The organism is Nonomuraea sp. NPDC050556 (assembly GCF_044457355.1).
Classification (GTDB): domain Bacteria; phylum Actinomycetota; class Actinomycetes; order Streptosporangiales; family Streptosporangiaceae; genus Nonomuraea.
Genome location: NZ_JBITGU010000002.1, coordinates 20,910 through 46,936 on the forward strand (window position 1 = coordinate 20,910; position 26,027 = coordinate 46,936).

A 26,027-nucleotide genomic window follows, 5' to 3' on the forward strand; every position below is an offset into this window, starting at 1 on the left:
CGCCCTCGTAGACCCGGTACTCCTTGATCGTCCCGCTGTTGTCCGTCGAGGCGTTCCACGCCAGATCGATCGTCGTGTTGGCCTGCGCGGTCGAGCGGAGGTTACCGGGGACGGTGGGTTTGACGGTGTCGCCGCCGGTGTTGGTCGTCGTCGCGGTGACCGAAGCGCTCTTGTCCGACTCGTTGTTCGACGGATCGACCGCGGTGACCGTATAGGTGTGCGACGTGTTCGGCGACAGACCCGTGATCTGCGTCGAGGTACCCGTGACGGTCTTAACGACCGTGGTGCCCTCGTAGACCCGGTACTCCTTGATCGTCCCGCTGTTGTCCGTCGAGGCGTTCCACGCCAGATCGATCGTCGTGTTGGCCTGCGCGGTCGAGCGGAGGTTACCCGGGACCGTCGGCTTGACGGTGTCGCCCGGCGAACTGCCCAGGTTCTTCCACAGGGCGGGCACGTTCGGGGGTTCCCAGCCCGGTTGGGAGGTGTGGGGTTGCCAGCACTCGTAGTCGACACCGTTGTAGGTGACACGCGTGCCCGCCGTGTAGGCCGTCCAGGGCGCCCAGGCGGGATAAGCGGCCATGACGGTGGTCGAGGCACTGGAGGCGTTGGTGGGGGCGGTGGTGAGGAAAAGGCTTGCCAGAACTGTCAGAACGACAAAGGGAATGCTACGCCGCATGATCGCTCCCGTGGGTGGGGAACTCTGGGGGGTGGTCGGCGTCCCGGCTGGCCGGGGCGGCGGAGGTACTGGTGTTTCCGCAGCTTGCAAGGGGGGTCTATGGCGGCTCGCGTGCCATGGCTGTCCTGGTTCATGATTTCTTTTAGGAAAGTTTCCTAAGAGTTGCCGCGATCGTAGCCTTGACACTCACCCCTTACAAGACCCAAAACCCACCTGGCCGCCAACCCGTTTCCGGGCCTCAATCACGCTTGCCGTACGGCTCAGGCCGTGCCGGTGAGGGTGTCCAGCAGGGATCGGGCGAGGACGGTCGCCGCGCCGATCCTGGTGTCCTCCCGCTCGTCCCCGGTGACCTTGCCGATCACGGCGTCGCGCACCGACCCCGAGATGTCCCGCCCGCCGTACAGCTCGGGGAAGGACAGCGCCATCACGCACACGCCCACGTTCGCGGACAGGATCGACTGGGCGGCCAGCTCCGGCGTCGTGCGCAGCCGTCCCACCTCGCGGCAGCGCTCCACGGCCGCCAGCAGCATGGCCTGCGCCTCCTTGATCGCCTGCGGCTTGGTGTCGCCCGTCGGGGTGAACATCAGCCGGTAGAGGTGCGGGTTGCGCAGCGCGAAGGCGACGTGGCTGTCCCAGGCCGTGCGCAGGTCGGCGACCGGATCGGCGGTGAGCGGGTTGCGCCGCTTGTTGTCCAGGAACCGCTGGAAGCCGACGTCGGCCACCGCCGCGAGCAGCCCCTGCTTGTCGCCGAACTGCCGGTAGATCTCGGGCATGCCGACGTTGGCCCGGTCACAGATGGCCCGGGTCGAGATCGCCAGCGCGTCCTTGCCGGCGAGCAGCTCGGCCGTGGCTTCCAGGATGCGCTCTCGTGCGGTCGACATGGGTCCCATGGTAGCAACGCTAACACTGTTGTTAGCATCGCTATCAAGATGTGTTAGCGTTGAACACATCGCCTCTAGAGAAAGAGCTGGTTACACCATGAAGCGTTCGACTTTCCTCCGCGCCGCCTCGGCCACCGTCACCGGTGCGACCCTTCTGGGCGCTAACATCGGCCCGGCCTCCGCCGAGGCCAAGCCCGCCTTCGCCGTCACGCACGTCGGCGGGCCGACCACGATCCTCGAGGTCGCCGGGTTGCGCATCCTGATCGACCCGACGTTCGACCAGCCGAAGAAGTACCCGAGCGGACTGGAGAAGATCCAGGCGCCCGCGCTCGGCGTCGACCAGATCGGCGAGATCGACGTCGTGCTGCTCTCCCACGACCAGCACGACGACAACCTGGACGACAGCGGCCGCGAGCTGCTCAAGCGCGTGCCCGTCGTGCTCTCCACGCCGGGCGCGCACAAGCGGCTGGGCGACCACGTCACCGGCATGAAGAGCTGGGACTCCAAGGACCTCAAGACCCCGCGCGGCACCGTCAAGGTCACCGCCGTGCCCGCGCTGCACGGGCCGGACGGGGTGGACCGCGGCGCCGACGGCGAGGTCACCGGCTTCGTGCTCAGCGGCAAGGGCGTTCCCACGACCTACATCTCCGGCGACAACGCGTCGGTCAAGGTCGCCAGGAAGCTCGGCCACCGGGTCGAGAAGGAGATCGGGCGCATCGACACGGCCATCCTGTTCGCCGGGGCCGCACGCACGCCCGCGATCCTCGACAACGCCCCGCTGACCCTCACCTCGGAGAACGCCGCGAAGGTGGCGAAGGACCTCGACCCGCGCAAGGTGGTCGCGGTGCACACCGACAGCTGGAACATCTACTCCGAGGACATGAAGTCCCTGGTGAAGGCGTTCAAGCGCCAGGGGATCGCGGACAAGCTGGTCGACATGGAGCCCGCGGGTTCTAGGACGGACCTGTCCTAGGCAGCAGCAGGCTGACCGCCGCGATGGCCACGCCGAGCCCTGCGGCCACCAGGAAGACGTGGTCGTAGTCGGCGAACGTCGCGAGCACCGCCAGGCCCACCGACCCGCCCACCTGGCTGGCCGTCTGGGCCAGGCCGCCGACGGTTCCCGCGTCACCCTCGGGAACGTCGGCGGTCGCGGCCGCCATGAGGGTGGGGAAGGTCAGCCCGATGCCGACCGCGATGAGCAGGGTCGGGCCGAGCACGCCGGCGAGGTAGCCGCTGGTCGCGTCGGCCTGGGCCAGCCAGCCGAATCCGGCCAGGAAGCAGGCCGATCCGGCCAGCAGGAGGGACCGCGCGCTCACCCGCGGCACCAGTCGCGCGACCACCATGAAGGTCACCGCGGCCGGGGTCTGCCCAAGTCCCGCCTGGAGCGCGCTGAAGCCGAGCGTGTTCTGCAGGAACATCGAGGAGAAGTACCACATCGCGATGGCGATCCCGCCGAACAGCAGGAGCAGCCCGCCGCCGACGGCGACCCCGCGGATCCTGAACAGCCGCAGCGGCATCATCGGCTGCCTGGCGAACCGCGCCTCCACCACGACGAACGCGGCCAGCAGCACGAGACCCGCTCCCACCGACCAGAGCGCGCCCTGCATGACCCCGTAGATCAGGGCGGCCAGCCCGGCCGTCCCGGTGACGGCTCCGGCGAGGTCGAGGGACTCCCGGCGTACGGCCCGCGTGCCGTACAACGAGGTCATGGCCACGGCGATCAGCACCGCGCCGATCGGCACGTTGATGAGGAACACCCAGCGCCACGACAGGCCGGTGGTGATGGCGCCGCCCGCGAGCGCGCCCGCCATCCCGCCGACGCCGCCTGAGGCGGACCACGCGCCGAACGCCCGCGCCCGCGCGGCGCCCTCGGGGAAGCTGGTGTTGATCACGGCCAGCGTCGCCGGGGCCAGCATGGCGGCCCCGGCTCCCTGGACGAGGCGGGCGGCGACGAGGATCTCCGGCGCGGTCGCCAGGCCGCCGACCAGGCTCGACGCGGAGAAGAGGAACAGTCCTGCGGTCAGCATCCGGCGATGGCCGAACAGGTCGGCCGCGCGTCCGCCGAGCAGCATGAACCCGGCGAAGGTGAGCAGGTAGCCGTTCACCACCCAGGCCAGGCCGGTGGTGGTGAAGCCGAGGTCGCGCTGGACGGTGGGCAGGGCGACGTTCACGATGGACGCGTCGAGGATCACCATGAACTGGCAGGCGCACGCCAGCGCCAGGATCATGAAGCTTGGTCTGGTTTCGGTCTTCATGCGAGCTGCGCGACCCGGTCGTTCAGCCGGATGGTGACCTGGGCCAGGCGGCGGCCCTGGTACCTGGCCGCGTCGAGCGCCGCCGCGTCGGGGCCGCCGTCCGTTCCGCTGGCCACGAACGACGTGCCGTACGGATTACCGCCGGCGGCGTAGACCGCCGGGTCGGTGTAGCCGGGCGGGACGATCAGCGCACCCCAGTGGTAGAACACGTTTCCCAAGGAGAGGAGGGTGGCCTCGCTGCCGCCATGCCTGTTGTACGCAGAAGTGAACGCGGTCACCGGCTTGTCGGCGAGCCCGCCTTCCTTCCACAGCGCGGCGGTCTGGTCGATGAACTGCTTGAGCGGGGCGGCGGGGGTGCCGAACCGCGTCGGCGTGCCGAAGGCGAAGGCGTCGGCCCACGCGAGGTCCTCGACGGTGGCTTCGGGGATGTGCTCGTGCCACTCGTGGATCGCGCTGTCGGGCGCCAACTCGGCGACGCGGCGCAGCCGTACGTCTGCTCCGGTCTCCTTCGCGCCGTCGGCGAGGGCCTGGGCGAGGGCGTGCACGCTGCCTGTGGCGCTGTAGTAGATGACGGCGACCTTCACGGTCATATCCGGCTCCTGTGTTGTAAGATTAGTTATGCGCATAATGTTATGTGCGTAACTAATCTGTCAAGGAGGGGTCCGTGGACTTCGAGCAAGCCGACGCCGTCAACCAGGCCATCCGGCTGTTGAGCCTGCGCCACCGGGCCAGGGCGGCGGCGCTATTGACCCCGCTCGGGTTGCATCCGGGGCAGGAGGCGTTGTTGCTCGAACTGGCTCGGACGGGGCCGATGATCCAGGCGCAGTTGAGTGAGGCGCTGGGGTGTGAGCCGCCGAGCGTCACTTTGATGACCCGCAAGCTGGAGGCCAGCGGGCACATCCAGCGGAGGCCTGCTCCGGGGGACAAGCGCGCGAGCATGGTGGAGCTGACGTCCAGTGGGGAGGTGCTGGCTGAGCAGGTGAAGGACCTGTGGTGCGCGCTGGCCGAGGAGACGGTGGCAGGCCTTCCCAGCGAGACGGTGGCCGAGCTTCCGGGCATCCTGAAGACCCTGACCAGCAACGTCGACACCCGCCGCCCCCGCCGCTAACCCCCGCCGCCTGGCCTGCGTGGTGGTTGTGTTGGGTGATGCGAACCCCTGCGCCTGCGTGAGCCAGCGCCCGCGGGGGTGCAGGCGCAGTCCCCGAAACCCAGCAAGAGCGGGAGCGGCAGCCAGCTGGTTCTGAGCGGCGTGTGGTGTGGCGAGAGCGACCTCGCCTCGGAGCGGGTGCCGAGCGGGACTTGCGCCACGGCCGGGATGAGCGCGATTACGTCCCCTCGCCCTGCCACACGCTGTCTGGTATCTGCGGGCGGCGGGTCGTCTCGGGGGACCAGCCCCGACGCCAACGACGTCGAGAGCGCCGTTGTCCGGCTTGGCAGCAACCACTCACGGAGGGGCACTGCCAGAGGTGGCCAGCCCGTGCGGGACCAAGGGCAGGTGGGTGGGCGGGCGGAGGGCGGGCAGGCGGGCGAGTGGGTGCTGGAGGGAAGGGGAGGTGGGTGGTGGAGGGCGATGAGGGTGGGATGGAAGGGGACGGCCGCCGGGTTGCGGTGGCCGTCCCCTGGTGGGTTCTACTGTTGGAGGATCTTGACGTCGTCTACGCCGGCCTCCACCAGCGAGGCCGTTGACGCGTCCGCTGCCTCGATGACGATGCGGACCGTCTGCCCCGCGAAGGACGAGATGTTGGCCGTCGCCGTAGCCCAGGAGCCGTTGCGGTTCGAAGCCGCACCAAGCTGCTGGAACACCTGGCTCGTGCTACTACCCACCACCTTCACCCGCAGGTAGTCAGCAGTAGACGCGTTGGAGCCATGAGCCAGATACCACGAGAACGACAACGTCAGGGTTCCCGAGGCGGGCAACGTGATGGCGGGCGACTGGATGGACGTCTGGCCGCCGTCTATGTCGTTCTCACCGGCCGAAGCGCCGGCCAGACGACCCGTCACCAGGTCGTTCACGCCGCTCACCGTCGTCCCCAGTTGCTTCGCGCCGCTGGACGTCGTCGCCTCGGGGTCGCCGCGCTCCCACAGACCGGTGGTAGCGGTGTCCGACAACGTCGTCCACCCAGTACCGGTCTCGAAGGTGTCGGAGTACACCGTCGTCCCGCCACCCGTCCCGCAGTACTGCTGCTCCTTACCGATGATCCGGTAAACACAGTCCCCGTACTCCAGGAACCGCAGCACAGCCTCCCTGTTACGCGTGGTCTGCGGCACGATGGCCTCGTCCGGCGGGTAGAAGCCGGGGCTCGCCGACGTCGGGTACATCTCGAACGTGAAGCTGAAGATCTTGTAGACCCCCCACATCCAGTCGTCGATCGTCCCGTCGGTGATGTAGAGGTCGCTGGCCTGTTCAGGGGTGTAGCTGTTGGTCGAGGCCATGTTCTGGCCGAGGGTCGCGTGCGCGTCCCTGTCGTCCTGGGTCAGGCCCGGCGCGGTGTCGTTGAACGTGAACCCGTACGGCCACAACACGAGCTCGCTGTAGGTGTGCCAGTCGATGTGCGCCTTGAGCTGCTGCACGCCGCCGACGACCCTGCTGCGTACCCAGTCCGCGGTCGCCTTGACCTCGGGCGCCGACTCAGCGGACGCGCCGCGGTAGGTCTCGCTGGAGGTGGAACCGGAGGAGCCGCCACAGCATCCCCAGTTGTAGTTCCAGTTGCGGTTCTCGTCGGTGCCGACCGACGAGGAGCCGGCGTTGGGCTGCCGGTTCTTGCGCCAGGAGCGGTAGCTGCCGGTGGCGATGTCGTACTCGCCGCCGTCCGGGTTGAGGTCGGGCAGGATCCAGATCTCCCTGGTGTTCACCAGGCCGGTGATCCTGCTGTCCGTGCCGTAGTTGTCGGCGAGCAGGTGCGCGATGTAGAGCGCCATCTCGACCGTGAGGTGCTCGCGGGCGTGCTGGTGCGCGGTGAAGAGGATCTCCGGCTCCGACTCGTCGGTCCCGACGTTGTCGCTGATCTTGATGCCGACCAGGTCCCTGTTCTCGTACGACTTGCCGTACACGAACTTCTGGACGAGGGCCGGCTTCGCCGCGGCGAGCGCGTTGAGGTCGGCGTTCATCTCGGCGTAGTTGTGGTAGCCGGAGTCCGACGGCGGGAAGTCAAAGGCAGTGACGCCGCCGGACGGGGATAACGGGCGCGGCAATTCCGTGACCTGGTAGCCGAGCTTCTTGATCGCCTGGACCTCGGCGGCCGTGGCGGTGATCGTGACGGAGTCCGCCGCCACCTCCTCGATCGCGGCGCCGGTGCGGGATACCGCGGTGCGCTGCTGGGCGTTGGCCGGTCCTTGGACGCGGTACTGCTTGTTGGCCGGCGGTTCCGCGCCGGCTCCCGCCCCCTGGATGCCGGTCAGGCAGAACAGTCCCAGGACGGCCAGCAGAATGGTTAATCGGCGTCTCACGAGGTGCCTCCTCAGTGCTTGACACGCGCCTGCACCGAGAGTGAAGACTTTCGCTCAGCTGGAGAAGGCCCAATTTATCCGGGCAAGATCCAACGGCTTGCGCACGATGTCGGGCACCTCGGCGTCACCTGCCGCGTAGCCGACGGGGAAGAGGATGTACGGCCGCTCGTTGCCGGGCCGCGCGCAGATGTCGCTGAGGAACGCCATGGGGTTGGGCGTGTGCGTCAGCGTCGACAGTCCCATGCTGTGCAGGGCGGTGATGAACAGGCCGCAGGCGATGCCGACGCTCTCGTTGACGTAGTAGTGCTTGACCCGGGTGCCGTCGGGCCGCACGCCGTACTTCTCCGCGAAGCACACCACCAGCCAGGGGGCGACCTCCAGGTACCCCTTGTCCGAGGTGGTCTCCAGCGGCGCCAGCGCCTCGCGCCACTCGGGCGTCAGCCGTCCGCCCTCGTAGTTCTGCCGCTCCTCCACCTCGGCCGCGTCGCGGATGCGCGCCTTGGTGTCCGCGTCGCCGATCACGACGAACTTCCACGGCTGCTGGTGCGCGCCGGAGGGTGCGGTGTTGGCCGCCATCACCGCCAGGTCGATGCACTCGCGCGGCACGGGTTCTTCGGAGAAGAACCGCACGCTGCGCCGGCTGTCGACCAGCTCGAAGAACTCACGGCCCCGCCGCAGCATCTCCTCGGGCGAGTAACGCACAGGACGGTAAGGGACGAAAGGATATTTGTGCTCCATAGGCCGATAAGTCTCGACACGCCTGCCTGGAGTGACAACACCACGCCTTCTATGCTGCCAAACAGACAGATAAACCGGGCGAAGAGAGTCGAATATGCCAGCCAAACGCACCGGCCTGGACGATCTCGATCGGGACATCCTGCGCCTCGTCGGGGAGCGGCCGCGCACCGGGCTGCTGGAGATCGCGCGGCTCCTGGGCGTCGCGCGGGGCACCGTACAGGCCAGGCTCGACCGGCTCACGGCCGACGGCGTGATCACCGACTTCGGCCCCAACCTGTCCGCCCGCGCCCTCGGCCACCCCGTGCAGGCCTTCACCACGCTGGAGGTCGAGCAGACCTCCCGCGAGGACGTCTCCAAAGCCCTGGACGCCATCCCCGAGCTGCTGGAGGCCTACATCGTCACCGGCCCTGGCGACGTCTGGTGCCGTATAGCCGGGCGCGACCACGAGGACATCCAGCGCGTCATCGACCTGATGCTGTCCATAGACGGGGTACGGCGGAGCAGCACGGTCATCACGCTCTCCACTGTCGTGCCGTACCGGGTGCTGCCATTGGCTGCCAGGAGAATGCCAGAACGCTGACAGCGCCCCCCGCGACCGTAGGGGCATGACCTACGCGATCGAAGCCGAAGGGCTCGTCAAGAAATACGGTGAGAAGGTCGCGCTCGACGGCGTCGACCTGCGCGCCAGGGAGGGCGCGGTCCTCGGCGTGCTGGGTCCGAACGGCGCGGGCAAGACCACCGCCGTACGGATCCTGGCCACCCTGATCGCCCCCGACGCGGGCACCGCCAGGGTCGGCGGCCACGACGTGGTGACCCAGGCGAAGAAGGTCCGGGAGCTCATCGGGCTGACCGGGCAGTACGCCTCGGTCGACGAGAAGCTGACCGGCAGGCAGAACCTCGTCATGATGGGCCGCCTGCTCGGCCTGTCCAGGGAGACAGCGCGTGGCCGCGCGAAAGGGCTGCTGGAGCGCTTCGGCCTGACCGACGCGGCGGACAGGACGGCCGAGGGCTACTCGGGCGGCATGCGCCGACGCCTCGACCTGGCCGTCAGCCTGGTCAGCAGCCCGCGCATCCTCTTCCTCGACGAGCCGACCACCGGCCTCGACCCGCACGCGCGCAACGAGCTGTGGGAGGTCGTCAGGGAGCTGGTCGCCGACGGGGTGACCGTACTCCTGACCACGCAATATCTGGAGGAGGCCGACCAGCTCGCCGACGACCTGCTGCTCATCGACCGCGGCAGGGTCGCCGCCTCGGGCCGCCCCGAGGAGCTGAAGGCCAGGGCGGGCGGCCACCGGCTGGACGTCAGGCCGCTCGACCCGCGCGACCTGGACAAGGCCGCCGTGCTCGTCGGCGCGCCGGCCGACGAGCGGGGCGTGCTCAGCCTGCCCATCCACGACCTCGAAGAACCACCGCGCATCCTGCGCAGGCTCGACGACGCCGGGATCGTGCTCAGCGAGCACGCCCTGCGCCTGCCCAGCCTCGACGACGTCTTCCTCGCACTCACCGGAGCAGCCAGATGACCACAGCCGTCTCCCAAGGACTCACCCTCGCCTGGCGCAGCCTCGTGCCGCTCAAGAACAGCCCGGGCCAGCTCGTCGGGATGCTGATCCAGCCCGTCTTCATGATCGTGGTCTTCGTCTACCTGTTCGGCGGCGCGGCCTCGGGCAACAGGGACGAGGCCGTCCTCTACATGCTGCCCGGTGTGCTGGTGCAGGTGTCGCTGATGGCGACCATCGGCACCGGGCTCAACCTGGCCACCGACATCGGCAACGGGGTGTTCGACCGGTTCAGGACGATGCCGATCGCCAGGTCGGCGCCGCTGGTCGGGCGGATCCTCGCCGACCTGTTCACCATGCTGATCACGATGGCCATGTCGGTGCTCGTCGGGTACGGCGTGGGCTTCCGTGTGCAGACCGACCCGCTGAGCGCGCTGGCCGGGCTCGCCGTCGTACTGCTCTTCACCGCCGCGCTGAGCTGGGCGTCGGCCTGGATCGGGCTGGTGGCCAAGAACGTCACCGCGATGCAGGGCATGTCCACCGCCGTCCTGCTCCCCCTCACGCTCGGCAGCAGCGCCTTCATCCCGTCCACGAACATGCCCGGCTGGCTGCAGTGGTGGATGGGAGTCAACCCGGTCTCCCACCTGGCCGGGGCGCTGCGCGGGTTCATGGTGGGCAACCTGCACGCCGCCGATGTCTGGATCTCCCTGGGCGGGGCCGCCGCCCTGTTCGCCGTCTTCGTTCCGCTGGCGCTGCGCGCCTACAACAGAAGGGTTCGCTGATGTTCACCCGCGATGGAGTCGAGCTGGCCTCGACGGTGTATCTCCCCTCCGGCGGCGGCAGGCATCCCGTCCTGCTGGCCCGCACGCCGTATGACAGGAGGCAGGTGCCTGGACCGGCGCTCAGGCTCGACCTGGACCGCCTGGTCGAGGCCGGGTATGCCGTGGTCGTCCAGGACGTGCGCGGCACCGGTGAGTCCGGCGGCGAGTTCCGCTTCTTCACCGGCGAGGCGGAGGACGGCTATGACGCGGTGCGCTGGGCGGCCACCCAGCCCTGGTCGGATGGAAATGTCGGCATGTTCGGCGACTCCTACCTCGGCTACACCCAGCTCCTCGCCGCCCGCGAGCGGCCCGAGGGCCTGCGCGCCATCGCCCCCTCGGTGACCCCGGCCGGGCTCTACGAGACCGTCTACTCCGGCGGCGTGCCCAACCTCAACGTGGTCCTCACCGTCTGCGCCATCGTCTTCGGCGGCCTCCCGCCGACCGAGCTCGGCGCCATGATGGAACGGCTGCCGCCGGGCGACCAGCCGCTGCTCGACGACCTGGTCCCCTTCTACCGCGCCTGGATGGAGACCACGGACCCGGCGGCCGAGCTCTGGCGGGAGCCGGTGATCGACCACTCCAGGATCGAGGTGCCCGCGCTGGTCAGCACCGGCTGGCACGACTACTTCCGCGACGCGTCCATCGGGCACTACGAGCGGCTGCGCGGCGACTCACGGCTGATCGTCGGCCCGTGGACGCACTTCACCCAGGACCGGGCGATCTTCGACCGCGACTACGGCGACCGGGCCAGCCAGGCGGCGATCGACTGGACGGGGATCCACCTGGACTGGTTCGATCACTGGCTGCGCGGCGAACCGCTGCGCGACGACGCCAGGGTGCGGATCTTCGTCATGGGCACGGACGAGTGGCGCACCGAGCGGGACTGGCCGCTGCTCGACGCCAGGCGCGTGCCGTACCACCTGGGTGAGGACGGCTCGCTCGGCGCGGCCCCGGCCGCCGGTTCCAGGGAGTTCACCAGCGACCCCTACGACCCGGTGCCGACGCTGGGCGGCGCGGTGATGATGTTCGACGCGTTCGGGCCGCTCGACCAGCGGCCGCTGGACGGGCGTCACGACGTGCTGCGGTACGTGGGCGAGCCGCTGGAGCGCCCGCTGGAGGTGACGGGCGAGGTGGAGCTGGTGGCGACCGTGTCGAGCACCGGACCCTCGGACCTGACCGCCAAGCTCGTCGACGTGTATCCGGACGGCAGGGCCGAGCTGATCACCGACGCGGTGGCCAGGTTCGACCGGGACGGCGAGGTGCGGGTCAGGCTCGGTGCGATCTCCAACGTCTTCCGCGCCGGTCACCGGATCAGGCTGGATGTCGCGGCGACGAACTTCCCGAAGTACGCGCGGCACCCGGCCGTGGAGAAGGCGACGGTCACCGTGCACGCCCCCTCCTACCTGGTGTTGCCCGTCGTCGAGCGGGCCAGCGCGTAGACCTCCTGCCTGGAGAGCGCCGCCCCGCGCGCGAAGGCCGCGGCGAACCGCGCCGCGCCGAGCTCGGCGCGGCAGGCGGCCGTCGCCTCCGCCGTGTCCGGGTCGAACGAACCGTCCGTCGCGTAGATCGCGCTCGCGCCGCCGAACAGCTCGGCGGCGCGTTCCGCGTGTCCCGCCGTCTGCGCCTCGATGGCGAAGCCGGACACGACGGTGGCCAGGACGGGCAGGTCGGGGGCGGCGTCGAAGGTGTCCATGGCGGCCAGCAGCTGCTCCCGCGCTGCCTCCCGCTCCCCCGCGGCGATCAACGCCCTGCCGTACGACGTGCGGGCCATGGCGATGAGCTGCGGGATCATCCCCTTGGCCGCGGTGAGCTGCTCGACCGCCTCGGCGAACCCGGCGAGCGCGCCTGGCAGGTCGCCGCACCGCCTGGCCAGGTCGGCCTCGCCGGTGCGCAGCTGGATGAGCGTGTGGGCGTTGGTCTCCCCGGTCACCCGCGACCTGGCCTCTGCCAGGTCGGCCGTGGCCCCGTCCAGGTCGCCGCCCTGGGCGCGCAGCGACGCCATGTGCACGAGTGTGGAGATCGACTCCTCGGGCGCGACCCAGGGGGCGGTGAGCTCGGCCGCCTCGGCCAGCAGCTCGGGCGAGTGCACGCCCTTGGCGGCACGCACGGAGGCGAGGTTCAGCACGGCCTCGGTCAGGCCCCAGCGGTCGCCGAGCCGCCTGAACCCGTCGACGGCGCGCTCCAGGTCCCCCTCTGACCTGCCCTGCCTGGACAGCCAGCTCCCGCGCAACATCAGCGCCGAACTCACCAGCCACGGGTCGTCCGAGGCGACGTAACGTTCGAGCAGCTCGGCGAGGAAGTCGTCCTGCTGGGTCATCGCGGCCAGCACGGCCCTGGCGACGAGCAGCATCGGGTGGGTGGGACCCTCGCGCTCCGCGTCGACGAGCAGCACGTCCATTTCGGTCATCAGCGCCCGCATCGTCTCCGGCTCGTTCATCACCCGGCCCACGTCGGCCATGCCCTGGGCGAACCTGCACGCCGCGTAGGCCCTGACCAGGCCTTCCGGCGGGGTGTCCCCGGCCAGCGCGAGCACCTGCCTGGACCAGTCCTCCGCCTCGGCGTGGTAGCCGCACATCCACCAGTACCAGTTCAGCGCCCCGCACAGGCGCAGCGCGATCTCCACGTCGCTCACGTCGACCGCCCAGCGCATCGCGGCGGCGAAGTTGCCGCGTTCCGCCACGAACCGCTCGATCCACTTCACCTGCTCGCCCGTGCGCAACGCAGGCACGGCCCGCTCGGCGAGGTCGAGGAAATGTACGGCATGCCGCCTTCGGTAGGCCTCGACCTCGTCAGCCGCCAGCAGCCGTTCCATGGCGTAGGCGCGGATCGTCTCCAGCATCGAGTAGCGCCCGTCGGCCTGGACCAGAGACTTGTCCACCAGGGCGCCCAGCGCGTCGAGCGCTGCGGCCCCGCACACCGCCTCCACGCTCTCCAGCGCCGCGCCGCCCGCGAAGACGGCCAGCCTGCGGGCCAGCGTGAGCTCCTCCTCGGTGAGAAGGTCCCAGCTCCACTCGACGACCGCGCGCAACGTCTGCTGCCTGGGCAGCGCCGTACGGCTGCCGCCGGTCAGCAGCCTGAACCGGTCGCCGAGCCGCTGGACGAGCTGTTCGGGGGTCATGCTCCGCAGCCTGGCGGCGGCCAGCTCGATCGCCAGCGGCATGCCGTCCAGGCTGCGGGTCAGCTCCCCCACCTGGCCCGCGTTGCCCTCGTCGAGGACGAACCCGGGGCGTACGGCGGAAGCCCGGTCGACCAGCAGCTGTACGGCGGGCGAAGCAGCGACCCGCTCGGGCCCGACCCCCACCGGTGGCGGTTCGAGCGGCGGGATCGGCGCCAGCCGTTCGCCTGGAACGCCCAGAGGTTCGCGGCTGGTGGCCAGGATGCGCAGGCCGAGGCAGGAGGTGAGGAGCCGCTCGGCCAGCACGGCCGCGGCGCCGATCACGTGCTCGCAGTTGTCGAGGACGAGCAGCGCCTGCCTGCCGCCCAGCCACTCGGCCGGGTCCTGGACCTCGTCGCGCAGGCCCAGCGTGTCGACCAGCGCGCCGGGGACGTCGGACGGGTCGGCCACGCTGGCCAGCTCGACCATCCACGCGGCCGTGTCCGCGCGCAGGGCGGCCTCGGTGGCGAGCCGCGTCTTGCCCGCGCCGCCGGGACCGACGATGGTGACCATCCTGGCGGTGCGGAGCAGGGTGGTGAGCTGGTCGAGCTCGTCCTCCCTGCCGATGAACGAGGTGAGCGGGGCGCGGAGCTGGGACTTCTGGGGTTGGGCGGCCTGGACGCCGGACAGGACGGCCAGGTGGGCGGCGCGGAGGTCGGGGCCCGGGTCGACGCCGAGCTCCTCCGCCAGGGTGTGGCGGGTGCGCTCGAACAGGGTGAGGGCTTCGGCCTGCCTGCCGGTGGCGGCCAGGGCGCGCATGGCCAGGGCGGCCAGCTTCTCGCGCATCGGGTGCTCTTTGACCTCGGCGAGCAGGGTGGCGACCTGGTCGGGGGCCACGCCGCCGGCCAGCCGTACGGTGGCCTGGGCCTCGATCGCGGACAGGCGGTCGTCTTCGAGGCGGGTGGCGATGTTGGCGAGTTGCCCGAATCCGGTGAGGCCGGTGAGAGCGGGGCCGCGCCAGAGGGCGAGCGCCTCGTCGTAGTCGTGCTCGGCGACCCTCCTGGCGAACTCCGCCGCGTCGACGTCCGCCTGGAGCGCGTAGCCGCCCTGGGCGCTGGTCACCGCGCCTGAGCCGATGGCCGCTCTCAGCCGTTTGACGAGGGTTTGGAGGGCGTTGGTGGCGTTGGCCGGTGGGGCTTCCGCCCAGAGGGCGTCGATGAGGCGGTCCTGGGAGACGGGCGCGCCGTTCTCCAGGGCCAGGAGGGCGAGGAGGGCGCGCACGCGGGTGCCACCGACCTCGATCGGGCCCTCGTCGCCCGTGACGACCAGAGCCCCCAGCACACCAACCCGCACCCACCCATCCTGCCCCACCCACCGACCGAACAGCCCTCCCCGCCCCGGCTGCCACCCGTGAACGGCCTGAGAACACCCAACTCCCTCAAAGGAGAGAGAGGTACAGCGGGAGGGTCTCCCCTCTCTGGGCTTTCTGGGCGCTCTCGAGGTGAGATTCCTCCTGTTAGGAGCTCCAAGGCCCGGGTGATCACCTGCCCCGCGGAGGACTTCCGGGATTCCTGCGAGGCACCACCAAGGGGCGCTTGGGCGGGGGGAGGGTCGCGGCGGTGGGGGCGCCGCGACCCTCGGGTTTCCTCGGGGTCAGAAGTCGTCAGGCGTGCGGACCCGGTCGCGGATCCACTTGCCCGCCTCCTTCAGCCGGGTCGTGCCGGTGAACGGGCCGTTCGGGCAGGTGCCCGTGGTGAAGACGGCGCCGGTCCTGTTGTCGTTGGAGTAGTTCCAGTTCGTCCAGCTGATCTTCTTGGCCGCCATCAGGTCGAGGTACTGCTGCGACATCGTGAAGTTGTTCGACCCCTCGCCCTCGTAGTTCTGCGTCCCGAACTCGGTCACGAACATCGGGATGCGGTCGGCGGCCCGGCTGAGCGTGTTCAGGTACTCCGAGCCGTGCGAGGCCGCGTAGAAGTGGAACGTGTAGAGGATGTTCGTCGCGTTGACCGGGTTGTTGATGACCTCGGTCTCGTTGGAGTCCTCGGAGACACCCAGCGAGGACCACCCGCGCGTCCCGACCAGGATCGGGCTCTCCGGGTCGTTGGCGCGGATCACCGGGATGATCTGGTGCGCGTAGTCCCTGATGCGCGACCACGAGACCCCGCTCGGCTCGTTCATGATCTCGTACAGCAGGTTCTTCTTGTTGTTGTGCCGCTGCGCGATCTCGGTGAAGAACGTCTTGGCCTTGGCCAGGTTGTTCATGGCGAACGGGTCGCCCGGGTTCAGCATGTGCCAGTCGACGATGGCGTACATGCCGCGCGCCGAGGCCATCTCGATCAGCTGGTGCACCCGGTCGGTGAACAGCCGCGGGTTGGTGTCGTAGCCGTCCTCCTGGATGTACATCGAGATGCGCAGGATGTCGGCCTTCCAGTCGACGGCCAGCGCGTCCAGCGAGGCGGCGTTGTAGCAGGACCACTCCCACTGCAGCCCGTGCGTGCTCATGCCGCGCAGCTGGATGGCCTTGCCGTGCTCGTTGCACAGGTGCACGCCGCAGACGGTGAGCTGGCCGTTCGCCTCGACCGGGGTCCCGCCGCCGCCGCCCGTCTGGGTGGTGGCCGTCACGGTGGCGCTGCGCGCCGACTCGTTGTTGGAGGGGTCCCTGGCCGTGACGGTGTAGGTGTGGGTGGAGGAGGCGGCCAGGCCGCTGATCGTGGCGGTGGTCGAGGGTACGGTGGCCACGACGGTCTCGCCCTCGCGCACCTGGTAGTCCTTGATCGTCCCGCTGTTGTCCGTGGAGGCGTCCCAGGCGAGGCTGATCGAGCTGGACGTGGTCGCGGTGCTGCGCGGGTTGGCCGGAACGGTCGGCGCCTGCGTGTCCGGCGGACCGGAGACGCTGACGGTGAGCCGGTCGAGGTTGGGCCCGCCGTTGGCGGTGGTCGCCGTGGCTCTGACCGTGTTGGCCCCGGCGTTCAGCGCGGCGCTGACGGTGGCTTCCTGCCAGGTGGTCCAGGCGCCGGTGCCCTGGAAGTCCTTGGCGATCCCGGCCGCGCCGTTCACGCTGATGGACATCGGGCGGTTGGTCGTCGTGCCGTTGGCGAAGCGGAAGGACAGGGTCGCGGTGCCCGCTGCCGCCGCGTTCACGTTGAACTCGACGTAGGACCCGGTGACGTTGGTGTAGTCGACGAACCCGGTCCCGGTGTATCCGGCGTGCTTGGTGTCCACGATGCCCTGCGAGATCGTGGCGTTCTCCGCCTGGTACTCGTTGGACGGCGCGGCCACGTCGACGTCGATGTAGTCGAGGTTGGGGCCGCCGTTGACGGTGGTGGAGGTGGCCTTGACGGTGTTCGTTCCGGCGTTGACCGGCGCGGTGATCGTGGCGGACGCCCACGTGTCCCAGGTGCCGGTGCTCGGGAAGTCCTTGGTGACGGCGGCGCCGCCGTTGACGGCGATGGACATCGGCCGGTTGGTGGTCGTGCCGTTGGCGTAGCGCAGGGTGATCGTCGCGGTGCCCGCGCTGGCGGCGTTGACGGTGGTGGTCACCGAGCTGCCGGTCACGTTGTCGTAGTTGACGAAGCCGGTGCCGCTGTAGCCGGTGTGGTTCGACTCGACCACGCCCTGGGAGATGGCGGCCGACTCTGACTCGTACCTGGTGGCCGCCGCCTGGGCGGACAGGGTTGGTAAGGCGGCCAGGACGAGCGCCGCGAGCGCGGCCACTCGGAGGGAGCGATGCATGGGGGGTGAGCTCCTACTCGTTAGGAAACTTAACTAACCAGTAGGCCCTCAGACATCGGATGTCAAGGCCCAATCTGCGCACGCGAATGGCCGGAGGGCCCACCCCGCCCCTCCGGCCACGCGTCCTCGCAGGTCGATCAGTCGACGTAGATCGACTTCCACTTGCCGCACTTGAAGGTTCTGTCGTTGGCCTCGTCGTAGACGCAGACCTTGATGTCGACGGCCTTCACGCCCGAGTCGTCGATCTCGATCTTGCCGTAGCCCGTGCCGCAGTGGGTGAACTCCTGCTCGTCAGGGCTGTTGGTGGTGACCTTCACGACCGCGATCGCGCAGTACTTCTTCACCTTGTCGTACAGCCTGCCGTCGAGGGAGAGGTCGCCCTTGTCGACCTCGACATGGCCCTTGGCGTAGTTCTTCACGGTCTTGTAGGCGCCGGAGTAGAAGTTGCCCCAGTCGTCCTCGAAGACGGTGTCGGCCTTCTCGTAGATGTCCTTCCACGCGCTGCAGGAGCCCGCGATCGGCGTGGTGTTCGTGGCGGACTTGCTCATGCACACGCGCACGTCGAGGAAGTCGGCGTCGTTGAGCGTGCCCGTCGTGGAGTTGTCCGCGTCGGCGGCGGTCGGCGCGCAGAACGGGAAGTTGGCCGTCTGGGTCGCCCCGCCGGACAGGGAGTAGCGGAACACCGCCAGGCCGCAGCGGGTGGTGTCGGCCGTCTTGTCGGAGATGGTGATCGGGACCGACAGGTTGTCGCCGGTCAGGGTGTAGGTGCCCTTGAGCTCGGCGTGGCCGCCGCTGATGGTCACCGATTTGTACGTTCCCCACGGATCGGCGGCGGTGGCGCTGGCCGCCCCCGCAGGCACCCCCAGAAGGGCCAGCGCGAGGACTGAGATCAGCCCCAGTGCCAGTTTGACGAAGGATTTCATGATTCTCCCCAGGTGATGATCGAGCGCGTGGGCCCCCACGCATTCATGTTCACGACCTGGGGAGATTGCAACAATTGGGGCTTATACGTAGCGGGAGCGGATCGCCCGGCCACCCCTGCCGTGCGATCCGCCCGCTGCCAACCAGCCATTTTCATGGTAATCCAGTAGGAATTCAGGGTAAATAGCTGGGCAGAACTTTCTCGGCGAACAGCTCGGCCTGCCGCACGACGTCGGCGCCGAACGGGGCGAAGACGACCGAGTCGAAGCCCAGGTCGGAGGTGTAGCGGCCGATCACGTCCACCCAGAACTCCGGCGGCCCCTGCACCGGCACGTAGTCCTGCTCGATCCCGCGCCCGCCAGGAGTGATCACGCCGACCACGTTGTAGGAGCGGTGGATCGCCCCGGGATCCCGGCCGGCCGCCAGCGCCGCCTCGTCGATGATGTGCTGCCGTCCCACGACCTCGGCCGGCGGCACGTAGATGCTGGCAGGAGCGATCCAGCCGTCCCCGTACCTGCCGACGAGCCCCAGCGTGCGCGGCTTGTGCGCGCCCACCCAGATCGGCACGTCACGCACCGGCCCCGGCCGCGCGTCGCGCAGCGTGTGGTGGCGCCCCTCGAAGCTCACCGGTCCCGGCTCGCGCATCAGCCTGAGGACCTGCAGCGCCTCCTCCATCGCCCCCAGGCTCGGTACGGCGGCGCCGTACGAGGGGGCGTCTCCCGCCGGGCTGCCCGCGCCGACGCCCAGCAGCACGCGCCCGCCGCTGATCACGTCGAGCGTGGCGGCCGCCTTGGCCAGCATCGCGGGCGGGCGCAGCGCCAGGTTGGCCACGTTCGTCAGCACCTTGAGCCTGGTCGTCGCGGTGGCGACCGCGGTCAGCAGCGTCCAGATCTCCAGGTGGTCCGGCACGTAGGGGTGGTCCTGGGTGGCGGCGAAGGCGAACCCGGCCTCGTCGGCGAACCTGGCGGTGGCCAGCGCGGACACGTGGTCGGCAGGGTCGACGTAGAGGCCGATCACAGCGGCCACCTGTCGAGCTTCGACAGGAGCGGCTCCAGCTGCTCCTCCTCCCAGTCCAGGTGCGCGAGCAGCTCGTCGGCCAGCCGTTCCAGGTCCTCGCGGAAGTCGGCCGCCCCCTCGATCGCGCGCAGGATCCCGGCCACCTTCCTGTGCTCGTCCTCGAGGCGGTCGATCACCGGGGACGAGTCGGGAAAGCGCTCGCGCAGCGCGGTGAACAGGTAGAGCGACTCGACCGTGTGGTGCGTCTCGACGTGGTGGCAGTAGTACATGCACCGCACCCGCAGGTCGCGGGTGACCTCACCGGCGTTGCGCAACTCCTTCAGCTCGCGTCTCAGCCCGTCGTGCACGGTGATCAGCTCGCGCACCAGCGCGTGGTCCCTCGACATTCGTCCTCCCGTGATGGTTATTTCTGGTAACTAACCACACGAACAGTTAGTGTCGACAGAACGCACTTTTTCCTGCCTTAGTGACTTGGAGAGAACCGTGCTGTTCGTGACCGACACCGAGGCCAACTGCCGGGCCCGCGAGGTGCTCGACCGGGTCGGCGACAAGTGGTCCGTCGTGGTGCTGCACCACCTGAGCGCGGGCACGATGCGCTTCTCCGAGCTGCTGCGTGCCATCCCCGGCATCAGCCAGCGCATGCTGACGGTGACGCTGCGCGGGCTGGAGCGCGACGGGCTGGTGCGCAGGACCGTGCACCCGGTGGTGCCGCCGCACGTCGACTACGACCTGACCCCGCTCGGCGAGACGCTGCGCGACATCGTCTCCTCGCTGGTCGTCTGGGCGCACGAGCACCTGGACGAGATCGGCGTGGCCCGCGAGCTCTACGACGCCGGCTGATGGGCGAGATCGACGAGTTACGCGCACGCGCCGGGTCCTTCACGAGCGCCGGTGACGAGATCGGCTGGCGCGCCGAGCTCGGCTGGGCGTTGCTGCGGTCGGCCGGTGGCGATCTCGCGCAGGTCGAGGAGGCGGTCGGGCACGCGCTGTGGCTGCTGGGCCACTGGCGGGTCACGGGCACGCTCTCGCTGGCCGGCACCGCCTACCGGCTGCGCCACGCCCTGACCGGCGCTGCCGCCGACCGGGACGCGGCGATCCTGCTGCTGTCGGAGGTCGAGGAGGGCGAGCTCGGCTGGGCCGACCACGCCGCCCTGGCCGAGCTGCGGTCGCAGCGGTTCCAGGGGCCGCTGCCGTTCGGCGGGAGCCGCGACGACCTGGAGGCCATGATCGCCCGCTGGCGTACGGCCATCGGGGCGTGTGACGTCCCTGAGCACAGGTCGGAGCTGCGTGCGCTGCTCGGGCTGGCCCTGGCCAGGCGCGCCGTACGGTGGCCTGACACAGCCGAGCAGGACGAGCGCGAGGCGGACACGCTGCTCGGCGGCCTCGTCGACGCCTGGCCCGACCTGGTCGGCTACACGCTGGGGCAGATCAGGCTGGCCCGTGGCGGGCGTACCGGCGAGCGGTCCCTCCTCGACAGCGGAATCGAGCTGATCGAGCGCAGCCTGCCCGCGCTGACCGCCGACCCCGAGCAGCACCACGAGGCCCTGTCGTCGCTGGCCGCCGCCCACGCCGCCAAGGGCGACCTGCGCGGCTCCGCCGTACGGCTGCGCGAGTTGTGGGCGCTGCTGCCCGAGGACGACCTGCCCACCAGGGCGGAGGTCTCGGCCCGGCTGGGGCACACGCTGTTCTCACTCGCGGACGAGGATCCGGAGGTGTGCGAGGAGGCGATCGAGGTGCTGCGGACGGCGCTGCGGCTGATCGGCAAGGAGGGCGACGCCACGCTCACCGCCGGGCTCGGCACGCTGCACCTGCGCAGGTTCGTCGCGGACGGCGGCGCAGAGGACAGGGAGACGGCGCTCGGGCTGATGATGGGCGCGGTGGCCACAGGCGAGCTCGACCCGAGGTTCGCCGGGCTGTGCCATCTGGGGATCGGCGCGATGCTCATGGAGCGGGCCGACGACCTGCCCGGCCTGGACGCGGCGATCCATCACCTGGAGCTGTCGGAGCACGCGGGCGTGCTGCTGGAGCGGGCGCGCGATCTGCGTACGGTGCTCACCGGCGGGTTCGCGTCGGACGCCGACAGGGACCGGGTGGCCGAGGGATTGCGCGCCGACCTGGCCGCTCTGCCACCGGGTGACCCGGCGATCCCCGCTTTGAGTGCGCTCCTGGCAAGGGTCGCGTCACCGCGCTCGGCGGCGCTCGACCTGGCCAAGGCGCTCATGGCCGGGGTGGAGCGCGAGCCGGGCGGCGTGGACGTGGACCGGGTGCTCGCGCTCACCGCCGAGGCGGAGCGCGAGCTGGGCGAGGACCACACCGACGTCCGGGTGCTGCGCACGTTCGGGCTCGCGCTGCGCGCCCTCGACGACGACGCGTTCGCCGAGGCGATGGCCTCGCTGCAGGGCCTGCCCGCCGAGGAGCCGTTCTGGCGCGAGCTGGTGCCGACCATGGTCGCCTTCCTGCTCGCCACCCGCTTCACCAGGACCGGCTCGCTGGCCGACGTCGACGCGGCGGCCTCGTACCTGTCCGGGGTGAAGGAGGGCCTGCCGGGCGTCGACCCTGCGATGGTCAGGCTGCTCAATCTGGGTGTCGTGCTCGCCCAGGGCATGCACAGGGAGTCGCCCGAGGCGATCGAGGGCGCGATCGCCGAGCTGGAGGAGATCGCCGCCCGGCTCGGCCCTGGGCATCCCGGGTACAAGGTGGCGACCGCGCTCGCCGCGCAGTCCAGGAACGCGCTCGCCCTCTTCAGGGGCGGGCCGCGCCCGCAGCAGCCGATCGACCTCGCCGACGGGGTCGGCGCGGAGGATCCGTACGGGGTCATGGTCCTGCTGCAGTCCGCACGCGCCCGCATCGACCGCGGCGTGCGGGAACGCGACCTGGCGATGCTCGACACCGGCACGAACCAGCTCAAGGAGGCCATCGCGGGCTCCAAGCACCCGTTCGTGACGCAGGGGCTGCGGCTGCTCCTGGCGAACGCGCTCGTGGAGCGGCACAGGCTCGGCGGCGACGGGCTGCATGAGGGCATCGCGGCGCTGGAGCAGCTGCTGGACGAGGTCGGCGCGCGGCACCCGCTGATGGCGCAGGCGCCGATGGAGCTGGCGCACGCCTACCGGCTCAGGGACGACGTCATGGACGCCAGGCGCGCCCTGGACACCGGGCTCCAGGGGCTGCGCGAGCGTTACCGGCAGGTCCTCGCGCAGACCGGGACGGAGCGGGCGCTGGCGATGTCGAAGCAGACCAGCGTGTTCGCGCTCACGGTGGCGTCGTGGGCGCTGGACGACGGGTTCGCCGGGCTGGCCGTCCACGCCCTCGAGCTGGGGCGCGGGCTGGTGCTCGCGGCGGGCACCGCCGCTTCGTCCGCTGGCGGGCTGCTGCGCGAGCGGGGCGAGGACGAGCTGGCCGCCCAGTGGGAGGAGGCGGTACGGCGGGCCGAGAGCGGCCCGCTGTCCACGTTCGGCACCCTGGACGTGCCCAGCGACCTGCGTACCAAGGTGCTCGACCGGCTCTCGGGGGATGCGCGGCTGCTCGATCCGCCCTCGGCGCGCGAGCTCGCCGGGCTCGACGGGGTGCTTGTGTACCTGCTGCCGCCGGTGGACGGGCGGCCCGGGCGGGCGGTCGTGGTCGACGCGGAGATCAGCGTGATCGACCTGCCGGGGCTCGACGGCGGCGCGATGGAGCGGATCGGGATCTTCGCCACCCTCCCGCAGGCGTCGCAGGCGTGGCCGAAGGTCCTGGAGCGGCTGTGCGAGGTGGCCGCTGAGGCGGTGGTGGATCCTCTGCTCGGGCACCTGGGTGAGGGGCGACACGTGGTGCTGGTGCCGTGGGGCGTGCTCGGGGTGGTGCCGTGGCACGCGGCGCGAGGTGCCCGGGGATACGCGTGCGAGCGGGCCCGGTTCTCGGTGGCGGCCTCGGGGCGGCAGGCGCTGGCGGAGCGGGCCGTGCTGCCGCCCGCGGCCGAACCCGTGATCGTCTCGGATCCCGGCGGCGAGGTGCTGCGGTGGGCCAGGTGGGAGTGCGACGAGGTGTTCCGGCTGCACTACCCGCAGGCCAGGCGGCTGGGGAGGACTGACGCGCCCGCCACGGGCGAGGCTCTGCTGGCGTTGCTGCCGACCGCCTCGGTGGTGCACTTCGGCGGGCACGCGTCGTCCATGGGCACGTCCGGGGACTCGTACCTGCTGATGGCGGGCGGCGAGCGGCTGCCGGTGGAGACGATCCTGCGCCACTCGTGCGGAGCCGGTGTGGTGGTGCTGTCGTCGTGCTCCAGCGACCTGGCGCGCGGCGACCACGACGAGGCGCTCACGCTGGCCACGGCGCTGCTGGCGGCCGGGGCCGCGAGCGTGATCGGGTCGCGCTGGATGGTGGGCGACGACCCGCGCACCGCGATCATGATGGTCGTCTTCCACGAGCGGCTGCTGGCCACGGGGTCGGCCGGGCAGGCGCTGCACGAGACCCGCGCGTGGATGCTCGACGAGGGGCGGACGCTGCCCGAGGGGCTCGCCGCCGAGCTCGCAGAGGCGGCCTCATCGCTCGACTTCACCGACCCGGCCATCTGGGCCGCCTTCACCCACCAGGGCGTCTAGCCGGGGCGCGTAGGTGGCGTGGAAGACCAGGGAGGCGGCGCCGATCGCCGCCGCGTCAGCGGCGATCGGCGAGGTCTCGACGCGTACGGCGTGCAGGCGGCGGGCCAGAGCGCGGGTGCCGACCGCGCGGTCGATCGCCTCGCGGTAGCGCTCCCCCACCTCGCGCAACTCGGGGCCGCCGAGCACGAGCAGGTCGATGTCGAGCATGTTGACGATCGACACCGCCGCGTCGGCGAGCCGGTCGGCGACCTCGTCGATGATCTCGACGGCGAGCGGCCCTGGTGATGCTGGTCATCGGCGCGCTGTTCTCGCTGATCTACCTGCGACTGATCAAAGTGGAGGACTGATGGGCCGCCTGGCCTCGCGGCTGTCGCTGCTGGTGATCACGCTGGCGTTCCTCGGGCCGTTCCTGTGGGTGCAGCCGGGGGCGAACCTCGACGCCCAGGTCACGTGGCAGTTCTCGCTGAAGAACTTCTCGGCGGTGCTGACCTGGGAGACGACGATCCTGCCGGTGATCAACTCGATCGTCATCTCGGCGGGTACGGCGGTGCTGACGCTGGTGGTGGCCGCGCTCGCCGCCTACCCGCTGTCGCGCTACCAGCTCAGGTACAAGCGCAACTTCATGCTCACCCTGCTGTTCTCCACCGGCCTGCCGCTGACGGCGATCATCGTGCCGGTCTACTCGATGTTCTTCCGGTTCAACCTCTACGGCTCGGTGCCCGCGATGATCCTCTTCCTCGCGGCGAGCTCGCTGCCGTTCGCGATCTGGCTGATGAAGAACTTCATGGACGGCGTGCCCGTGTCGCTGGAGGAGGCGGCGTGGGTGGACGGGGCCGGCTGGGTGCAGTCGCTCACCCGGGTGGTCGGTCCGTTGATGGCGCCGGGCATCGCGGTGGTCGGGATCTTCGTGTTCGTGGGGCAGTGGGGCAACTTCTTCGCCCCGTTCGTGCTGCTGGACACGCCGGAGAAGGCGCCGGCCGCGGTGACGATCTACACCTTCTTCTCGCAGTACGGCCAGGTCGCTTATGGCGAGCTGGCGGCGTTCTCGGTCATCTACACGGCCCCGGCGGTGATCCTCTACGTGGCCGTGAACAAGTACCTTGCCGGATCCTTCAACCTCGGCGGAGCCGTAAAGGGATGACATGCGGCCCGATTCGTGGTGAATTCAGGAAATGACGGCACAAGGCACCTGCGACCAGCGGTTCGCCCAGGTCTCGGAGGAGTTCGACAGGAATCTCGGCGAGCGCGGCGAGGTGGGCGCCTCGGTCTGCGTCATCGTCGACGGCGAGGTCGTCGTCGACCTCTGGGGCGGCGAGGCGGCACCCGGCGTCCCGTGGCTGAACGACACGATCGGGCACGTCTGGTCGTGCACCAAGGGCGCGACCGCGCTGTGCGCCCACCTGCTCGCCCAGCGCGGCGAGCTCGACCTCAACGCCCCCGTGACCCGCTACTGGCCCGAGTACGGCACGCGGGGCAAGGAGGGCACGCTGGTGCGCCACCTCCTGACGCACCAGGCCGGGCTGCCCGCGCTCCGCACGCCCCTCCCGCCGGGCGCGTTCTATGACTGGAAGCTCATGGCCGACGCGCTGGCCGGCGAGGAGCCGTTCTGGACGCCCGGCACGATGCACGGCTACCACGGGCTCACCTTCGGCTACCTGGTCGGCGAGGTGGTCCGCCGGGTCAGCGGGCGCTCGCTCGGCACGTTCTTCCGCGAGGAGATCGCCGAGCCGCTCGGCCTGGAGTTCTGGCTGGGCCTGCCCGAGGAGCAGGAACGCCGGGTCGCGCCGACCATCCAGGCCGATCCGCCGCCCGCGATGCCGTCCTTCTACGTCAACGCCTTCTCCGACCCGGCGTCGATGGCGGCGCTGCTCATCGGCAACACCGGCGGCTACATGAACCCCGGCGAGTCCGACACCCGCGACGCGCACGCGGCCGAGTACGGCGCGGTCGGCGGGATCACCAACGCGCGCGGACTTGCCGGGATGTACCGGCCGCTGTCGCTGGGCGGCGACGGGCTGGTCAGCCCGCAGCAGCTGGCCATCATGTCGCTCACCCAGTCGGCGGCGACGGACGCGGTGCTGGCCGTACCCAGCAGGTTCGCGCTGGGATTCATGAAGGCGGTCGACAACAACCACCTGCCCGAGGCCGACCGCGAGGGGGCGCACCTGACGGAGACGGCGTTCGGGCACGCGGGGATGGGCGGGTCCGTGGGGTTCTGCGACCCGGCGGCGCGGCTGGCGTTCGGCTACACGATGAACAAGCAGGGCGCCGGTCTCGGGATCAACCCGCGCGGGCAGGCGCTGGTGGACGCCACCTACCGCACGCTGGGATATCAGCAGGCATATGGGGGCATTTGGTATATATCCTGAGCT

General features: G+C 70.2%; 22 protein-coding genes. 10 read left to right on the forward strand and 12 right to left on the reverse strand.

Annotated features, from left to right (window positions below; genetic code table 11):
* Both ACIBG8_RS18190 and ACIBG8_RS18195 read right to left on the reverse strand, forming a co-directional pair.
* Positions 1-676 (reverse strand): carbohydrate-binding protein (locus tag ACIBG8_RS18190; RefSeq protein WP_397343978.1); only part of this gene is annotated, 676 nt, incomplete at its 3' end.
* Between the two features lie 260 nt (positions 677-936).
* Positions 937-1,557: a TetR/AcrR family transcriptional regulator gene (locus ACIBG8_RS18195; RefSeq protein ID WP_397343979.1), complete on the reverse strand. Its 621-nt coding sequence runs from the start codon at positions 1,555-1,557 to the stop codon at positions 937-939.
* Positions 1,558-1,654: 97 nt separating this feature from the next.
* Between ACIBG8_RS18195 and ACIBG8_RS18200 the strand changes: the two genes are divergently transcribed.
* The gene (locus tag ACIBG8_RS18200) at positions 1,655-2,530 is read left to right on the forward strand and encodes an MBL fold metallo-hydrolase (RefSeq protein WP_397343981.1); all 876 of its coding nucleotides are present in this window, start codon (positions 1,655-1,657) and stop codon (positions 2,528-2,530) included.
* Here ACIBG8_RS18200 and ACIBG8_RS18205 read toward each other — a convergent pair.
* Together ACIBG8_RS18205 and wrbA are read right to left on the reverse strand one after the other, a co-directional pair.
* Positions 2,511-3,812, reverse strand: coding sequence for an MFS transporter (locus ACIBG8_RS18205; RefSeq protein ID WP_397343982.1), 1,302 nt, complete (start codon positions 3,810-3,812; stop codon positions 2,511-2,513). The genes ACIBG8_RS18200 and ACIBG8_RS18205 overlap by 20 nt on opposite strands.
* Positions 3,809-4,402: an NAD(P)H:quinone oxidoreductase gene (gene wrbA, locus ACIBG8_RS18210; protein ID WP_397343983.1), complete on the reverse strand. Its 594-nt coding sequence runs from the start codon at positions 4,400-4,402 to the stop codon at positions 3,809-3,811. The genes ACIBG8_RS18205 and wrbA overlap by 4 nt, the downstream gene beginning before the upstream one ends.
* A gap of 74 nt (positions 4,403-4,476) precedes the next feature.
* Here wrbA and ACIBG8_RS18215 point away from each other — a divergent pair, with 74 nt between their 5' ends.
* Positions 4,477-4,920 (forward strand): MarR family winged helix-turn-helix transcriptional regulator, encoded by a 444-nt coding sequence (locus ACIBG8_RS18215; RefSeq protein ID WP_397343984.1) that lies wholly within the window; start codon positions 4,477-4,479, stop codon positions 4,918-4,920.
* Positions 4,921-5,441: 521 nt separating this feature from the next.
* On the opposite strand, the gene ACIBG8_RS18220 is transcribed toward ACIBG8_RS18215, so the two are convergent.
* Both ACIBG8_RS18220 and ACIBG8_RS18225 read right to left on the reverse strand, forming a co-directional pair.
* Positions 5,442-7,259 (reverse strand): M14 family zinc carboxypeptidase, encoded by a 1,818-nt coding sequence (locus ACIBG8_RS18220; RefSeq protein WP_397343985.1) that lies wholly within the window; start codon positions 7,257-7,259, stop codon positions 5,442-5,444.
* Between the two features lie 54 nt (positions 7,260-7,313).
* Entirely contained in the window at positions 7,314-7,961 is a 648-nt protein-coding gene (locus tag ACIBG8_RS18225; RefSeq protein ID WP_397343986.1) for a nitroreductase family protein, read from the reverse strand.
* Between the two features lie 130 nt (positions 7,962-8,091).
* Between ACIBG8_RS18225 and ACIBG8_RS18230 the strand changes: the two genes are divergently transcribed.
* The 4 genes from ACIBG8_RS18230 to ACIBG8_RS18245 are packed head-to-tail and all read left to right on the forward strand — an operon-like array spanning position 8,092 to position 11,753.
* The gene (locus ACIBG8_RS18230) at positions 8,092-8,577 is read left to right on the forward strand and encodes an Lrp/AsnC family transcriptional regulator (protein WP_397343987.1); all 486 of its coding nucleotides are present in this window, start codon (positions 8,092-8,094) and stop codon (positions 8,575-8,577) included.
* A gap of 25 nt (positions 8,578-8,602) precedes the next feature.
* Complete coding sequence (locus tag ACIBG8_RS18235) at positions 8,603-9,517, forward strand: ATP-binding cassette domain-containing protein (RefSeq protein ID WP_397343988.1); 915 nt, start codon at positions 8,603-8,605, stop codon at positions 9,515-9,517.
* A complete protein-coding gene (locus tag ACIBG8_RS18240) occupies positions 9,514-10,275 on the forward strand; it encodes an ABC transporter permease (RefSeq protein WP_397343990.1) in 762 nt (253 codons plus the stop codon). The genes ACIBG8_RS18235 and ACIBG8_RS18240 overlap by 4 nt, the downstream gene beginning before the upstream one ends.
* Positions 10,275-11,753 carry a CocE/NonD family hydrolase gene (locus ACIBG8_RS18245; RefSeq protein ID WP_397343991.1) on the forward strand — a complete coding sequence of 493 codons (1,479 nt, stop codon included), beginning with the start codon at positions 10,275-10,277 and terminating at the stop codon, positions 11,751-11,753. Before ACIBG8_RS18240 ends, ACIBG8_RS18245 begins: the two co-directional genes overlap by 1 nt.
* Here the strand turns inward: ACIBG8_RS18245 and ACIBG8_RS18250 are convergent.
* The 5 genes from ACIBG8_RS18250 to ACIBG8_RS18270 all read right to left on the reverse strand — a co-directional run bounded on the left by ACIBG8_RS18250 (position 11,714) and on the right by ACIBG8_RS18270 (position 19,464).
* Entirely contained in the window at positions 11,714-14,761 is a 3,048-nt protein-coding gene (locus ACIBG8_RS18250; protein ID WP_397343992.1) for a BTAD domain-containing putative transcriptional regulator, read from the reverse strand. The genes ACIBG8_RS18245 and ACIBG8_RS18250 overlap by 40 nt on opposite strands.
* A gap of 300 nt (positions 14,762-15,061) precedes the next feature.
* Positions 15,062-17,140, reverse strand: coding sequence for a cellulase family glycosylhydrolase (locus ACIBG8_RS18255; RefSeq protein ID WP_397343993.1), 2,079 nt, complete (start codon positions 17,138-17,140; stop codon positions 15,062-15,064).
* A gap of 137 nt (positions 17,141-17,277) precedes the next feature.
* Positions 17,278-18,063, reverse strand: coding sequence for a hypothetical protein (locus ACIBG8_RS18260; RefSeq protein ID WP_397343994.1), 786 nt, complete (start codon positions 18,061-18,063; stop codon positions 17,278-17,280).
* Between the two features lie 172 nt (positions 18,064-18,235).
* Complete coding sequence (locus ACIBG8_RS18265; RefSeq protein ID WP_397343995.1) at positions 18,236-19,087, reverse strand: LLM class flavin-dependent oxidoreductase; 852 nt, start codon at positions 19,085-19,087, stop codon at positions 18,236-18,238.
* A complete protein-coding gene (locus ACIBG8_RS18270) occupies positions 19,075-19,464 on the reverse strand; it encodes a hemerythrin domain-containing protein (RefSeq protein WP_397343996.1) in 390 nt (129 codons plus the stop codon). The genes ACIBG8_RS18265 and ACIBG8_RS18270 overlap by 13 nt, the downstream gene beginning before the upstream one ends.
* A 97-nt stretch (positions 19,465-19,561) precedes the next feature.
* Between ACIBG8_RS18270 and ACIBG8_RS18275 the strand changes: the two genes are divergently transcribed.
* Positions 19,562-19,918 (forward strand): winged helix-turn-helix transcriptional regulator, encoded by a 357-nt coding sequence (locus ACIBG8_RS18275; RefSeq protein ID WP_397343997.1) that lies wholly within the window; start codon positions 19,562-19,564, stop codon positions 19,916-19,918.
* Positions 19,918-23,655, forward strand: coding sequence for a CHAT domain-containing protein (locus ACIBG8_RS18280; RefSeq protein WP_397343998.1), 3,738 nt, complete (start codon positions 19,918-19,920; stop codon positions 23,653-23,655). The genes ACIBG8_RS18275 and ACIBG8_RS18280 overlap by 1 nt, the downstream gene beginning before the upstream one ends.
* Here ACIBG8_RS18280 and ACIBG8_RS18285 read toward each other — a convergent pair.
* Positions 23,596-23,877 carry a hypothetical protein gene (locus ACIBG8_RS18285; RefSeq protein ID WP_397343999.1) on the reverse strand — a complete coding sequence of 94 codons (282 nt, stop codon included), beginning with the start codon at positions 23,875-23,877 and terminating at the stop codon, positions 23,596-23,598. The two genes, ACIBG8_RS18280 and ACIBG8_RS18285, sit on opposite strands and share 60 nt — an antisense overlap.
* A 124-nt stretch (positions 23,878-24,001) precedes the next feature.
* Between ACIBG8_RS18285 and ACIBG8_RS18290 the strand changes: the two genes are divergently transcribed.
* Positions 24,002-24,796, forward strand: coding sequence for a carbohydrate ABC transporter permease (locus ACIBG8_RS18290; protein WP_397344000.1), 795 nt, complete (start codon positions 24,002-24,004; stop codon positions 24,794-24,796).
* Positions 24,797-24,827: 31 nt separating this feature from the next.
* Positions 24,828-26,024, forward strand: coding sequence for a serine hydrolase domain-containing protein (locus ACIBG8_RS18295; RefSeq protein WP_397344001.1), 1,197 nt, complete (start codon positions 24,828-24,830; stop codon positions 26,022-26,024).
* Positions 26,025-26,027 lie beyond the last annotated feature (3 nt).